Origin of the sequence: Streptococcus mitis SK564 (assembly GCF_000148525.1) — a bacterium.
Classification (GTDB): Bacteria; Bacillota; Bacilli; order Lactobacillales; family Streptococcaceae; genus Streptococcus; species Streptococcus mitis_H.
This window is the reverse complement of record NZ_AEDU01000029.1, coordinates 50,981-65,351: the sequence shown is the minus strand read 5'-3', so window position 1 is coordinate 65,351 and position 14,371 is coordinate 50,981. Positions and strand designations below refer to the sequence as shown.

Below are 14,371 nucleotides of genomic sequence, written 5' to 3'. Positions count from 1 at the left end.
CCTCCTAAATCAATAATTAAATTCTTTATTTGTTTATACATTTCAATTTCTGACCAATTTACTTCTTCTTTGCAAGAAGAGAAAATAATTGAATCGTCACTTCCTCCTTTAATAAAAGCAGAATTACTAAATATAATGAAAAGAAAGCAAAACCTTCTAGCATTAGAGAATAAAATGGTATAGTTATCGTTATCAGCTGATTCAAAATGATTAGTGGTACTGTAGAAACAACTGTTGCAATTATCACATTAACCAAACTCTTTATCGATATATTTGATACTAAATATTCTTTTGAAAAATGTAATTGTACCGTCATCTGCGACAATTCCGCAAAAAGAGTTGCGACAGAAGCACCAATAATTCCAAACTTAGGCATTAACAGTAGGTTCAAAATAAGATTAATCACAGCACCAATCGTTACTGCAACCATAAAATATTTTTCTCTATTCATTGGAATCAATATTTGATTTCCTGTAATATTCGAGAAACCAGAAATAAGTAAAATTGGCATAAGTATTTGCATCGCTAAAGTCGCAGGAAGATACTGACTTCCTCCTAGTAATAAGATACTATCTTTCGCCTCTACAATAAAGAATACCATCAATGGAATCGCAATAAAAAATATAACCGCAGATGACTCCTTTAATATTTTTCTAAAATTCGAGGTGTCATTTTTACTAATATAAAATGAAAGTCTCGGTAGCAAAACTGCACTAATAGATGTAATAAGAGAAAGCAAAATCCACTTAACCTTTGATGCCACAGAATAGTATCCCACATCCTCATTACCATTAATAAAACCGAGCATCACTGTATCTAAATTAGTATAAATATTTACTGCAAGTAATGATGCAAATAAATACCACATTGGTTTAAAATGATGTTTAAATTGTAAATTTTTATATAATTTAATATTAATGAAATGTCGGCTATGCCATAGATTTAAGATATTTGAACTTAGAGAAGAAAACAATGAAATACTAGCAAAAACAATATAATCCTCTGGCCTTTTCACAAGTAGAAAAATCAATATTAATGATAGAATTTTAAACACTACTGACCGGGTAGTAATATAAGTATATTCTTCCATTCCACTATACAACCAATTTAAGGCGAAAGGAGAAGATAAAATAGTCCCACATGTGATCAATAGGAGTGAAAATTCTCTATTCAATTGTGTTATAAATATAGTCATAAATAATAGTATTACAGTTGTTATTATAGACATAGCAACGTTTATAATCATTAACTCCTGTACTACCTTTGACAACTTATCTCTATCATCTCTAACACTTGCTACTGCTTTGATACCATAAGTTGAAATTCCCATAGAAGCAAGTAAAATACCATAATTCCCTATTGAACTAAAAAATGAAGTTAAACCTATACCAGTTGGATTCAATATTCTAGATATATAAGGAAAAGTGATTAATGGGAAAATGATATTTGATAGCGTCAGGACAATATTTAATAATGCATTCCACTTTATGGATTTATTCCCCATAATTTTTCAACCTCAATTTCAAATCTAAATATTTCAATAAAAATATAACTCTTGTATATAATTCTGGAATAAATAGGAAATTGACACCACCAAACAATCTATAAACGAAATCAACCCAAAGTAAATCGCTTTTCTCTCTTAATAACGTTTTTATAGATTTTTTCGTAGTTTTAAGAGTTACTATCTCACCAAAATTTTCAACAACTTTTTCTTTTAAAGATTCAGAAAATGATTGTAACTTAGGTATATAAATACATTCTTTTTTTAGCGATATCATTAGCCACAGATTTTTTTGTTCAAAAGGGAGAAACTTCATTTTCTTATAAACTTCCAAAATTTCTGAAAATCCTAATATTAACTCTTCTTGATAATCTTTAACTGCCTGATAAATACTCACATGTTTCTTATCATCGTCAAGAATGGGAATAACCTCACTCTCTCTTTTATATTTCAAAACTGGACCATGATCTGCTACAAAAATATCTTCATAAAAACCAAAATTTCTACTCACAATATCATAAAATTTCGATTTACTTGGATAATCAGAAAACAATAAACCAGTTTTATCCATTTTATTTTCTACTGAGTAAGCATTGAGTATCAATCCCAGATAATAACCTACTATTCTCTTGTCTGGAAGAGCCTTTTTGATACTATCTTGTATCGTTCCTTTCCAACCCACATCGACTAAATATACTTCATTTTGGTTTTTAGTTAAATGCTCTATATAATCACGTAGTAATTGACTGTCTTTTTTCTCTTTATTGAACTTCGTAATGAACTGAGGATGTTTTTTGAGTTTCTCTAATAAATGATCGTCTACTGTTAATACATATGTTGGTTTCTCTTTTAAATCTTGACAAATCAATATGATTTCATTATCAGAAAAGTTTAAATTTAACAAGAAATTTTGTAATGTAATTTTTTTATATTGACGAAAAATCGTCTCAAACTCTTCATTATCTAAAGAAGTAAAAGAAGAATATAATGTCGATCGTCTAGAAACATAAAAATATTCTGTACAAATCTTTTGATTTTTCCCAAAAAAAGTATCTTGATATATATCAAAAAGTCTTTTCAATAACTGTCCTTCTCGTGAGCAAAAGAGTGCTATTTGAACATCATCTTGAATCATCTTTTTATGCAATTTCGAAATAAAGAATACGATGTCAGCTAAAAAAATATTAAACGGTGCTTTTTTACTGTTAGAAAATAAAATTTGATTATATAGTCTTACCAACTCTTTTTCTGACACTGTTTGATTTTTATCTATGTGTTGTCTATAAATAGCATTTAATCCTAGAGAACGTGGCACTTCATAATCAGATTTATAATTATCTCCTATCATGGTAATTTCTTTAGGATTTAAGCCTAATTCGTTTAAAATTAACTTATATAAATTTCCTGTGGATTTACGGCAAGCTTTCTCACTCGAAATATAGATAGAAGAGAAATAATCAAAAATTTCAAATTTTTTTAATATAGTTTCTATTAATTCCTTATCAGTATAAAAATCCGAAACTAAGATAATCTGTTTCGAATCACTTTTCAATTTTTTTAAAACTTCTTTAATTTCCGAATCCAAGTAAATATGTTGCAATTCAATTTTTAACTCTAGAATTTTAGCTCTATGAATAAACTCTTCTTTCGATGTATTTTTTATCTTATCTTTAATTTCATTATATATTCCAGACAAAAGATCTAGATAACACATTTCTTCAGTGCCTAACTCTTTATTGTTTTCGACACTTTTTCTGATCTTGTATAATATTGCAGGAGATACATCAAAATTCAGCTCCAAAGCCATTTCCTTAGCCCACTGATACAAAGTTTGCTCAGGATGACAATTCCTATGTACAACAGTATCAAAAAAATCAAATGCAACTATTTTTGTTTTTATTTGAGATATATCAAACACTTCTATGTTTCACCTAACTATTTTAAATTATGATCCTATAATGACCACTCTCTTTGATTATTTAATCTAATTATCTTAGTACATCTACAGTTATAAGCAGTAACTTATTCGTTTATGAAAATAAATGGGTAGGATGGATCAATTCTATTAAATACACCATCTAAATAATATTTATACTTTCTTTTAGAACAATCCCTTCTCGATAAACAATGATAAAGTTGTTGCATGAATAAATAGATCAAGAAAACAGTATACCTTAGTTTACTATTTACATTTCTACGAACAAATACAACTCTATTTCTCGTCATTAAATATTCTTGAAGTCCATTGACCGATTTTATAGAGACCGAACCTTTATGATAAACATAACTTTGAGTAAGACATATATTCTTATAGCCTAATTTTTTAGCTCTATAACACCATTCAGTTTCTTCATAAAATAGAAAATAGCTTTCAGGTATATATCCAATAACTTTCAATATAGAGGTTTTGAACATCAAACACGCTCCCCCAATATAGTCACTTTCGATTTTAGAAGAAAGTTTGTCCCTCTGAGCACCATGATTTTTTAAAGTTACAATTCCTCTATTAATAAAAATATCACCACCTGTAGATTGTACCAAGTTATTATTTTTATATTCAACTAACACTGGACTAACAAAAGCAACAGAGGAATTATCTTCTAGTTCTCGTTTACACGATTCCAAAAAATCAACTTCAATTAGTGTATCGTTGTTTAATATACAAATGTAATCATATCCATTATCCTCAGCATACTTTATTCCAATATTGTTTCCATTCGCATATCCTCTATTTTCTAAACTAGTAATAATCTTAATAGGGGATAGCGCCCTAGATAACTCTTTGACACTATCATTAACCGAATTATTATCTACAATCACGATGTCATACTCATTTGAATTTATAGTACTTCTCAAACTTTGTACACATTCAATCGTATCTTCATAATTATTATAATTGAGAATAACTATACATACTTTATCCATTATACACCTAATTTTCTATGTCATTTTTTAGCCTATAGTCATAGTAGAATATTAATGCAAGAACAATTGCCAATGAGAAACTTCTCTGCGCTCCAAAGATATTTAAAGAAATTGAAGTAATTATTAAATTAGTTAAGAGTGCAATAAAAAAGGCTCGGTCAACTCTATATTCATCATTTGACATTCTTAGAATTAAATTAATTATCTTATAAAATATATAACCATACATAAAAATTGCAGCTACACCAAATTGAACGAATAACTCTAAAAAACCTAAATCATCTAGATACATCTTAACGGCACCTGGTCCAGCCAAAATAAAATTACTATTTATGTTGCTTGATGTTAGAATTCCAACCCCAAGTTTCCATACATCATTAGCTAATAAACCAAGATAGTATTTCAACTCCCAGTATCTAAATCCTAACCCCATATCAAATGATCCAGTGTCGATATTTAAATATGCTTTAATATAATCCAATCCACCTCCATAAACGAATAATATAATTACAGTTATAAAACTTAAAGTGGTGAGCAATCTAGAAGTTCTTCTAGAATATACAAACATGAGAAAAATTGAAATCAAAACAGAAACCAGTAGCATTCTTGTCTGATTTACAAATGTTATATACATTAATATCAAGAACAAATAATAAAAGTATTTCCTATTTCCAAATTTAAAATAGAAAAAAGTGGAAATTAGCAAACCTATTATAATTAATGGCGTTCCATCTATTCGTACCGAAAATTCATTTCGATACCACAAATCTCCGAATTCTCTTAAAATAGCTGGGAATAGTTCAACTTGAAATAATGTATATAAAAACCAAGTGAATGCTCTAATCCCAAGAGAAAACATAAAAATATTGAGTGTATTATCTAAAATTTTTCTCATGTTTTCTTGTTTGTTTTTAAAAAGGTAAATCAATACAAAAAATAGAAAAATCCATATATATTGCCGGGATGCCAAAAAAATATTACTCACACTGTAATTATAAAGAGTTTTAGCTCTTAATATCTCATATATAATACATATAGATAAAAAAGTTCCATAGATAAAAGCAGATTTAGAAATTCTTTTAGCATTAACAATCAGTATAGGAATCATTAAAAATAAGAGTGCAATAGATAAAATAGTTAATAAGTTTCTATGCCAATATAAGTTGAGGGAAAACATAAGAAACATTCCCACTGATAGCATCACTGTAAAATAGTATAGAATCTCTATAAATTCAAACTTCTGTCTCTTCATTCATCTCTCCACAAAAAAACTACAATTGATTAATCAGCTGATGAATCATCTCCGCTCTTTTTTCCCAAGTATTACTTTTCAAAAAATCTTCTCTAGCTATACTGTCATATTTCAAATTATTATTTTCAATCAATTGCACCAGATTCATTTGGTAATCTGAATAATTTGAATACATGTATACAAATGGTTCAAATCTCAGAATTTCCTTATAACATACCGTAAGTATATTTTTGTTAAAGTTAATATATTCATACAACTTAACCGGATCCACTGCTTCAACAATATCATTAATTTGAAACGGCATAATAAGAACATCTGCATTCTCAATATACTGATAAATCTTCTCGTGTGGTACACTTCCTAAATAATGAATTCTATCATGTTCAGGAATAACAGCTTTGCTAATCGGACCAATCAACTTATATTCAATATTATCAAAATCTTCTAAACTTCGTAAAATGATATCAAAATCAAACCAATGACTGATAGTTCCAACATATGCAAGTACAAGCTTTTGGTTATTCTTTTTATGCTGAGTAGGAATGCTTAAAATTTTACCATTATAACCATTTCTAACAACCACTATTTTATCAACCTGTTCTTCCAAGTTATAATCAGAAATAATATTTTCTCTTAATTTCTCACTCGAAACCAAGATTAAATTAGCTCTATTGACCAGTTTCTCTTCTAAATCCTTTAATCGCTGGCGTTCTTCTCTATCTTCTATAAAAGCCACATGATAATCCATACAATCATATATTATTTTTTGTTCTGAATTGTCTACAAGAGAGGCAAACTGCATTGGATTTGTCAAATATACATATTCTGGTTTAAAAGCCTTAACTTTTCTTCGAATATTCCAAGCAACAATTTTATCATTCAGTTGCTTTAGTTTAGGTGACCTATTAACAAAAGGTAGGGCATAAATACGTGATATATTTGTAATATTAGTATTTCTATCCTCAGTCAACCCTTTTCTATTATACCAATAGCGATACAGAACTAGTATCTCATAAAAATTAGATAAGCTTTCTGCAATAAATTGTGGACGCTGTTTTATCCAATTCCAATCAACATTTGTCACATATAAAATTTTTTTCATCATTTTTTTATTCACTTTTAATAATTACCGACTAATTTTATTTTTCTCCATTAAAGTTAAAAAATAACTAGTGGATTCAAAGTTGCATTTGTTTGAAAATAAGGTTTTTTCTACTAAGTTTGTATAAACCTGGTTTGTTGCAACATTTTGATGGTGCAATACTTTAATCTTCGGTGTATAAATTCTCTTGTATCCTTTTAATTCAGCTTCGTAATCTAATATCTCTGTTTCATAGTAAAAGAAGGTATTAGGGTTAAAAGCATACTCCTCTTTTTCGATAAAATCTCTCGAATATACGATAAAGGAACCATGAAGAATTGGGTTTTCTACCTGTTTTCTATAGTCCACTGAGCCTTTTTTACGTCTATTTTGATAGATTGCTGTTCGAAGAACTTTACTAGCTTTCAACCAACATTTGATTTTTAAAGCTATACTAACTTGGCTCCCTTTTTTAAATTTTTCATTTAGAGCTTTAACTTCTTCATAAGTATAATGTGTCAACCGTTTTGGATTTTGGTGAAGTTGGTAAGTAGTTGAGAAGATATCTGGCCCGAGCAAATGGAATTTTTCCTCACGATAGATATCTGTCACGATTTTTTCAAAATCTTCTGTTTCTATCTCAATATCGTTATTCATGATAACCATGAAATTGGGGTTATACTTTTCCTTAGCAAATTGATAAGCTACATTATTTCCACGAGCAAAACCAGCATTTTCATGGTTAATCAAAACATCAATTTCTGAATCTGATTCATAAAGCTCTTGTAGTTTTTCACCAGTACCATTATTAGAGAAATTATCAATAATAACGATTTGCTTTGCATTAGAATTACCTTCTTTTATAGATTTAACACAAGAAATAGTTTCTTCTAAGACTTTGTAATGCAAAATAATATAACAAAACAAATTAGTGTCCTCCTAAATGCGATTTCTTTTCATCATCACTAGGCTCTTCGTGAAGATAGTTTTCTCCGTAAAGTCTTTTAAGGTAGCGGTCATACTCCGTTGGAACTTTAAAGGAGGTATCCTCAAAAGACTTCTCTACTCCTTCTCCCCAAATCCCTACCGGCATAACTTCTTTAGCAAATAAAGAAGCATTGATAGTCCCAGCATACTGCTGCTTTTTCCAATCATACTTTTTATAGAGATTATCCAAACGTCTATATACAGAATTCTGAGGAAATAGTTTTGCAAATCCTAGTTTTTTAAAGAAACCAATAATTAGTTTTTGCTTAGCGGAATGCATATCCACATGGTCACCAACATAAGTTGTGCCTAAACTTGCTAAAAAACGATACCAGTATACTTTACCAAAGTAAATCTTTCTTAGAACCGAATGATTTGGAGCACCGTCCAAAGGAATGATATCAATCAAATGCAATCCTAAATTAGTATTTCGGGGCAAACCCAAACGTATTCTTTCATCTTCTAAAAGGAATAATCGAGGAAAGTAGCAATGTAAAGTGTCGCAATATTGATAAGCAAGAACCTGATATTTGCCTGCGATAATTCTATCTTTAAAAATACTTGGCAGCTTATCATATGATTCACGAGGGACAGCGATATCCATATCATCATCCCATGGAATAAAGCCGTCGTATTTGACTGCACCAAGTACACTACCACCACGGAGGAAAAAATCTATACCATTCTCTTCACAGATTTTTTTAAACTCTTTTATAGCATCTAATTCAACTTTTTGAATTAAGTGAATCATCTCTGTCTGGTTCAATATTTAATACCTCTTTTTGCTTTTAAAACTTTTCTTATGAATGTAATATTCCCTACAAAATAACGTTTAAAGAGACGTTTAGGCTCATTAGCTACACGGAATAACCACTCTAGATTTGATTTTTGCATCCAAAGAGGAGCTCGTTGAATATGTCCAGACAATACATCAAAACTACCGCCAACTCCCATAAACACCGAATTGACACCGTTATCCATAAATTTTTGGATAATATATTCTTTTTTAGGAGACGTAATACCAACAAACACAAAATCAGGGGTCTTTTCACGAATATCTTCTTGAATATCTTTCTCATCATTTTCAGAAAAATAGCCATTCCTGTGCCCAATAACTATCAAATTTGGATAATCTATCTTAAATACTTTAAGCATATCTTGCAAAACTTCTTCTTTTGCTCCAAAAAAGTAAACTGAATATCCTTTTTTATTCGACAACTCTAAAAGACATTGCATCAAATCAATACCCGCTACTCGTTCAGGAACAGGCGTTCCTAAAAACTTACTTGCAAGAACAACTGAGGCTCCATCCGCATTAATGATTCCTGATTCATTAACGATTTTTTTGATTTTCTCATCTGTATGACACTGATTAATTTTATCAGCATTCACCCCCATCAAGTGTAGTGGTCTTTTTTCTAATACATTTTGTTCTACAATATCTATCGTTTCATTCATCGTAAGCGGATCAATTGTTACGCCTAAAATTTGGATTCTATCCCTCATTCCTTACTTTGCTCCATCTCTCATAAATACAACTTTAACAGTTTTTAACAAAATTTCAATATCTTTCCAGATTGTCCAATTATCAATATAAGCCACATCTAATTTTACAACATCGTCAAAATCGGTTATTTTACTACGGCCACTAACCTGCCATAAACCTGTAATACCAGGTTTAAAGCTGAGTCGACGTTTCTGTTCTGGAGTATACTGATCATACTCGTCTACTGTCGGTGGACGCGTCCCCACTAAACTCATATCTCCTATAAAGACATTCCAAAATTGTGGCAATTCATCCAAACTGGTTTTACGAATAAAGCGACCAATTTTTGTAACACGAGGATCATTGTCCATCTTAAACATACCACCTTGCATCGTATTTTGATCCATCAACTGTTCTTTGATAGCTTCAGCATCGATCCGCATCGAACGGAATTTATAAAAGGTAAAATGTCGACCATTTTTCCCTATACGAGTTTGAGCAAAAATAGCTGGTCCGCCATCTTTACGAATCAATGGAACTAAAACTAGACTAGCTATACCAAAAAGAATAAGGCCAATAGTGGCACCACAAATATCGAGAATTCTCTTTGAAATCACATGACTAGTTTTATAAAAATTTGTAGAGAAAGTAACTACATTCAATCCTACCATCTCATGAATTTGTTTATTGCGACCCAAATTCTTATCAAATGCATTAAGATTTACAGTTACATCTACCCCCATTGTCTCAAACCTAGAGATAATTTCTCCAATATCGTAGCTCTCTCCTGGAAGGTTGACAAACACCTCATCCACAACTTCATGCGTTGCAAATTCAATAATTTTTTCCTTTTCAATTACAGGTATTTTATCATGTTGAAAGTCAGATTTATCCAAAACACTTACTGCTACCAATTTCCATGAAAGTTCATCAGATTCTAGCAATTTATCAAGAACTTTTTCTATATTTTTCGTTACTGTTAACAGTAAAATTTTCTTGCTATTTTTTAGATTAAAAAACACATGCTTCCAATATTTCTTTATTAAGAAATTCAACAAGTATAAGGATATTCCTTCTAAAGTTAAGAAGTATACCATTCCTCTTCTAGAGATACTAAACCGTTCCTCTATAAAAAAGTTTAATACACTTATAGCTATTGCAAAGAAAAAAATATATCTTATAGTACTATTAAACTCAACTAGGTACCCTCTTTTAAAAAAATTGTTACCATAGGAACTAAAATAAAATACAAAAAAGTGGAGAAGGTATAGTATAACCATCGAAGAACGTTCAATTTCTGTCTCTCTAACAAAGCTAAGAAAATAAACCAATAAAATGACAATAATACTCTGTAATACTGCCAGAAAAATTTTCAATCCTTTTTCATCCATAAAATCTTCCCCAGGTTATTTTTTACCATAATTACCATAACCACCGTAAGAACCATATTTTTCACGTTGAACATCAAATTTATTGAGAACAACACCTAAAAATGGTTTTCCTGCTTGTTCTAACTGGCTTTTAGCTTTTTGTACTTCTCTTCGTTTTGCAGCTCCTGATTCTACAACTAAAATGGATGCATCGCATTTTTGCACAATAATAGCTGCATCAATTACAACTCCAATTGGTGCCGTATCAACGATAATATAGTCGAAATATTTACGTAAGGTTTCAATCACAATTCCAAAGTTGTCACTTTGAAGAAGAGCTGTTGGATTAGGAGAAGACACTCCTGACTCGATGACAAATAAATTGTCAACATTTGTCTCACAAAGTCCATTTGACAAATCCTGAGTTCCAGCCAGATAGTCTGTCAAGCCTGTAATTCTTTCTCTTGACTTAAATACTCCTGACATAACTGAGTTCCGGATATCTGCATCAATCAAAAGAGTCTTATAGCCTGCACGTGCAAAAGCCCAAGCAATATTAGTAGAAGTTGTAGATTTTCCTTCACTAGAATCAACTGAGGTGACCACAATAACCTTCAAGTCATTGCCGCTCAATTGTACATTTGTTCGTAAAGCATTATAGTACTCTTCTGCTTTTTTTACAGAGTTAAGTTTCTGTTGTGATAGTTCTAACTTTGCCATCTCTTCTCCCTTACTTTACTTTATCCAGATTTGGAATAATTCCAAGGAGTGGAATCTCCATAACATCTTCTATATCTTCTGGACGTTTTACACGGTCATCAAATAGTTCAATTAATAGCACTACTACAATCACTAAGCCTGCTCCAAGTCCTGCTCCAATCACAGTATTACGACGAATATTTGGCGAAGACGGTGATATCGCTGGTCGTGCCTCCTCAAGGGTTGTTACATCTGAAACACGAGTAATACTGATAATTTTTTGAGCAGCTACTTCTCTCAAAGAGTTAGCAATACGGCTTGCCTCTTCAGGAACTCGATTATTAACTGAAATAGACACAATACGGGTATCAACTGGTACTGTCACTTTAATTTTATTAGCCAAACCTTTTGGCGTCAAATCTAGTTTCAAATCAGAAACAACTTTCTCCAAAACATCCTGCGATAGGATAATTTCACGATAGTCTTTAACCAAGTATGATCCTGCCTGCAAGTCTTGATTGGTTAAACCAGACTTCTCTCCTTGATTACGGTTAACTACATAAATCCGAGTCGTACTGGTAAACTCAGGTTTGATAACAAAAGTACTGTAGGCAAAAGCAACTGAAGAAGTTATAATTGCCACTAATAAAATGACTAACTTTCTTTTCCATAAAGCTCTAAATAGTTGAAATACATCGATTTCCAAAGTGTTTTGATCTTTCATATTTTCTCCTAAATTAATTGATCCATTATAATTTTTCTGGGATTTTCTACAAAAAGTTCTTTCGCTTTTTTCGCTCCATATTTCTTAGCAATGATATCGTATGCCTGTTCCATATATGGAGGTCTACTGTCTAAATTATGCATGTCACTTGCAACTACATGAACTAAATCACGTTCCAAAAAATACCGAGCTCTCTTTTTCATAAATTTATATCTTTCACCAAAGAGCTTAGGTTTTAAAACATGATAACTATTTATCTGAGTATAGCAACCCATATCAATCAGTTCGCGAACGCGTTTTTCATTATTCTCTAAAGCATCATAACGTTCAATATGAGCAATTACTGGTGTGATTCCCAACATCAAAATATTACTCAATCCCGTATGAATCTCACGATAGGGAGTGTGCATGCTAAACTCAATCAAAGCATAACGGCTATCATTAAGGGTAGGAATTTCTTTTTTTTCTAGCTTTTCTAGAACATCCGAAGTATAGTATATCTCTGCGCCATAAGCAATGACTAAATCATCTGCTACTTCTTTTGCAATTTCACGAACCTTAATAAAATTTGTTGCAATTTTTTCTTCTGGAGTTTCAAACATTCCTTTTCGACGATGTGAAGTAGACACAATCATTCGAACCCCTTGATTATAAGCTTCTCTTAAAAGTGCCTTGCTATCCTCTATCGACTTTGGCCCATCATCTACATCAAAAACGATATGCGAATGGATGTCTATCATTTCATCTACCCTCCATCACATCCTGTATAGCTGCCTTGACTGTAGCTAGACTACTGTCATCGATTTCCATCATATAGAGACTACTGTCTGGCATTGCATAGGAAGGAAGATCCATTCGACCTGTCCCTTTTAAATCTTGAGAATTTACTTTATAATTACCTCCACTTTCCAATTGAGTATTCACTAGATCCATCATAGTCTCAATCGGCATATTTGTTTGAAGGGAATCCTGTAATCCTTGAAGGATATTGCTGTAGTTTTTTAAGGCCTCGGTTGAAGTCAACTTCTGAATAATTGCTACAATAACCTTTTGTTGGTTTCGACCACGGTCACGATCTCCATCTGCTAATGAGTACCGTTCACGAACAAAACCAAGAGCCTGTTCGGAATCAAGGTGAACATTCCCAACGGGGAAATGAACCTTCCCATTTTGTAATGAAAACTCTTGTTCATTATAAACATCTACTCCACCCAACAGGTCAATCAATTTCAAAAATGAGGTAAAATTCAAACGAACATAATAATTAATATCTACACCATAGAGATTCTCTAGGGTGTGAATGGATGAATCAACTCCGTATATACCAGCATGAGTTAATTTATCCTTTTGATTATTTCCACCATCAGCAATAGGAACATATGAATCTCGAGGAGTTGTTGTAAGAAGGATTCTCTTCGTATCCCTATTGACCGTCATTAGAATATTGACATCTGAGCGAGAAACTGAACTAATGGCACCGTAAGTATCAATCCCACTGACATAGATATTGAAAAAGCGATCTTTAGATACCTTAGGAGTCTCAACCTCTTTAGTCATTTTTTTAGTGTAAATTTTCTTGATTTTAGAAGCATAATCCGGATACTCTGCCTCAATAATATTCTCAAATACACTATTTAAGACAATGGCTTTGGCCTCTCCAGAAATCAAACTTTTATAAGTTGATAAGTAAGAATTACTTTTTTCAACCGTCAAATCCTTATTTTGACTCGTCTTAATATCAGAGATTAGCTTTTGAATATTCTCATTATCCGTACCTGTTGGCCCCATAACACTAGATAATTGGGTAACATGATTGATATCACTATCCTTTAAAACAACGACGCTGAGAGAATACTCTGAATAATTTGAAGTTGCATTAATATGACTTGTGAATCCCACAAATTGTTGCAGAGCAAACAAAGAAACCGAACTCACTAAAACAGCTAGTGTCAAAAAGAAAATCGTGAACTTTTCGGCTTTTCTATAGATTATTAGTAGTGTAGCACTAATAGCAACCATAAAGGTAAAAACTGCAACTACAACATTCAAGTTTCTAAAAGCAAGCATATTATACTTAAAGATTAAGAACAATAAAAACCCGCTCAGCAATGAATAAACAAGCAACAAGAATATGTTAATATTCTGTTTTGTTTTATGTGAGCGTGATTTTTTAAAACGTCTACTCATGATTATCACCTATATATTTAATAGTCCTATTATATCACTTTTTTAATATAAATTCTACAATTAACACTTTTATAGATAATCTTTGATCCAGGTTTTTCGTGTCTCATAAAATTTTAATTCCTACTCGAAAGTAGAAGTACTATAGTATTTTTGTAG

Annotated in this window: 13 protein-coding genes; all 13 read right to left on the bottom strand. The window is 31.3% G+C overall.

The annotated features are described in order from the left end of the window. Positions 1 to 58 precede the first annotated feature (58 nt). On the bottom strand, positions 59 to 1,504 hold the full coding sequence (locus SMSK564_RS11605) for a flippase (RefSeq protein WP_000527160.1): 1,446 nt from the start codon (positions 1,502 to 1,504) through the stop codon (positions 59 to 61). Next, on the bottom strand, positions 1,494 to 3,422 hold the full coding sequence (locus tag SMSK564_RS11600) for an HAD-IA family hydrolase (protein WP_000459717.1): 1,929 nt from the start codon (positions 3,420 to 3,422) through the stop codon (positions 1,494 to 1,496). Before SMSK564_RS11600 ends, SMSK564_RS11605 begins: the two co-directional genes overlap by 11 nt. Before the next feature lie 104 nt (positions 3,423 to 3,526). Beyond that, positions 3,527 to 4,429 carry a glycosyltransferase family 2 protein gene (locus tag SMSK564_RS11595; protein ID WP_000361938.1) on the bottom strand — a complete coding sequence of 301 codons (903 nt, stop codon included), beginning with the start codon at positions 4,427 to 4,429 and terminating at the stop codon, positions 3,527 to 3,529. A gap of 7 nt (positions 4,430 to 4,436) precedes the next feature. Continuing rightward, positions 4,437 to 5,681, bottom strand: a complete 1,245-nt coding sequence (locus SMSK564_RS11590) for a hypothetical protein (protein ID WP_000828638.1) — start codon at positions 5,679 to 5,681, stop codon at positions 4,437 to 4,439. Positions 5,682 to 5,700: 19 nt separating this feature from the next. After that, positions 5,701 to 6,783: a glycosyltransferase family protein gene (locus tag SMSK564_RS11585; protein WP_025170933.1), complete on the bottom strand. Its 1,083-nt coding sequence runs from the start codon at positions 6,781 to 6,783 to the stop codon at positions 5,701 to 5,703. Between the two features lie 24 nt (positions 6,784 to 6,807). After that, a complete protein-coding gene (locus SMSK564_RS11580) occupies positions 6,808 to 7,689 on the bottom strand; it encodes a glycosyltransferase (RefSeq protein ID WP_000458861.1) in 882 nt (293 codons plus the stop codon). Between the two features lies 1 nt (position 7,690). Beyond that, positions 7,691 to 8,515: a LicD family protein gene (locus SMSK564_RS11575; RefSeq protein ID WP_001076783.1), complete on the bottom strand. Its 825-nt coding sequence runs from the start codon at positions 8,513 to 8,515 to the stop codon at positions 7,691 to 7,693. Further along, complete coding sequence (locus tag SMSK564_RS11570; protein ID WP_001205623.1) at positions 8,512 to 9,255, bottom strand: WecB/TagA/CpsF family glycosyltransferase; 744 nt, start codon at positions 9,253 to 9,255, stop codon at positions 8,512 to 8,514. Before SMSK564_RS11570 ends, SMSK564_RS11575 begins: the two co-directional genes overlap by 4 nt. Positions 9,256 to 9,258: 3 nt before the next feature. Beyond that, entirely contained in the window at positions 9,259 to 10,626 is a 1,368-nt protein-coding gene (locus SMSK564_RS0103150; protein WP_000343579.1) for a sugar transferase, read from the bottom strand. Positions 10,627 to 10,641: 15 nt separating this feature from the next. Continuing rightward, positions 10,642 to 11,325 carry a tyrosine-protein kinase gene (locus SMSK564_RS11565; protein ID WP_001086093.1) on the bottom strand — a complete coding sequence of 228 codons (684 nt, stop codon included), beginning with the start codon at positions 11,323 to 11,325 and terminating at the stop codon, positions 10,642 to 10,644. A gap of 10 nt (positions 11,326 to 11,335) precedes the next feature. Continuing rightward, positions 11,336 to 12,028: a capsular polysaccharide biosynthesis protein CpsC gene (cpsC, locus tag SMSK564_RS11560; protein ID WP_000654829.1), complete on the bottom strand. Its 693-nt coding sequence runs from the start codon at positions 12,026 to 12,028 to the stop codon at positions 11,336 to 11,338. Between the two features lie 8 nt (positions 12,029 to 12,036). Beyond that, positions 12,037 to 12,768 carry a capsular polysaccharide biosynthesis protein Cps4B gene (gene cps4B, locus SMSK564_RS11555; protein ID WP_000565324.1) on the bottom strand — a complete coding sequence of 244 codons (732 nt, stop codon included), beginning with the start codon at positions 12,766 to 12,768 and terminating at the stop codon, positions 12,037 to 12,039. 1 nt (position 12,769) lies between these two features. Next, positions 12,770 to 14,215 (bottom strand): LCP family glycopolymer transferase CpsA, encoded by a 1,446-nt coding sequence (cpsA, locus tag SMSK564_RS11550; RefSeq protein ID WP_000091063.1) that lies wholly within the window; start codon positions 14,213 to 14,215, stop codon positions 12,770 to 12,772. Positions 14,216 to 14,371 lie beyond the last annotated feature (156 nt).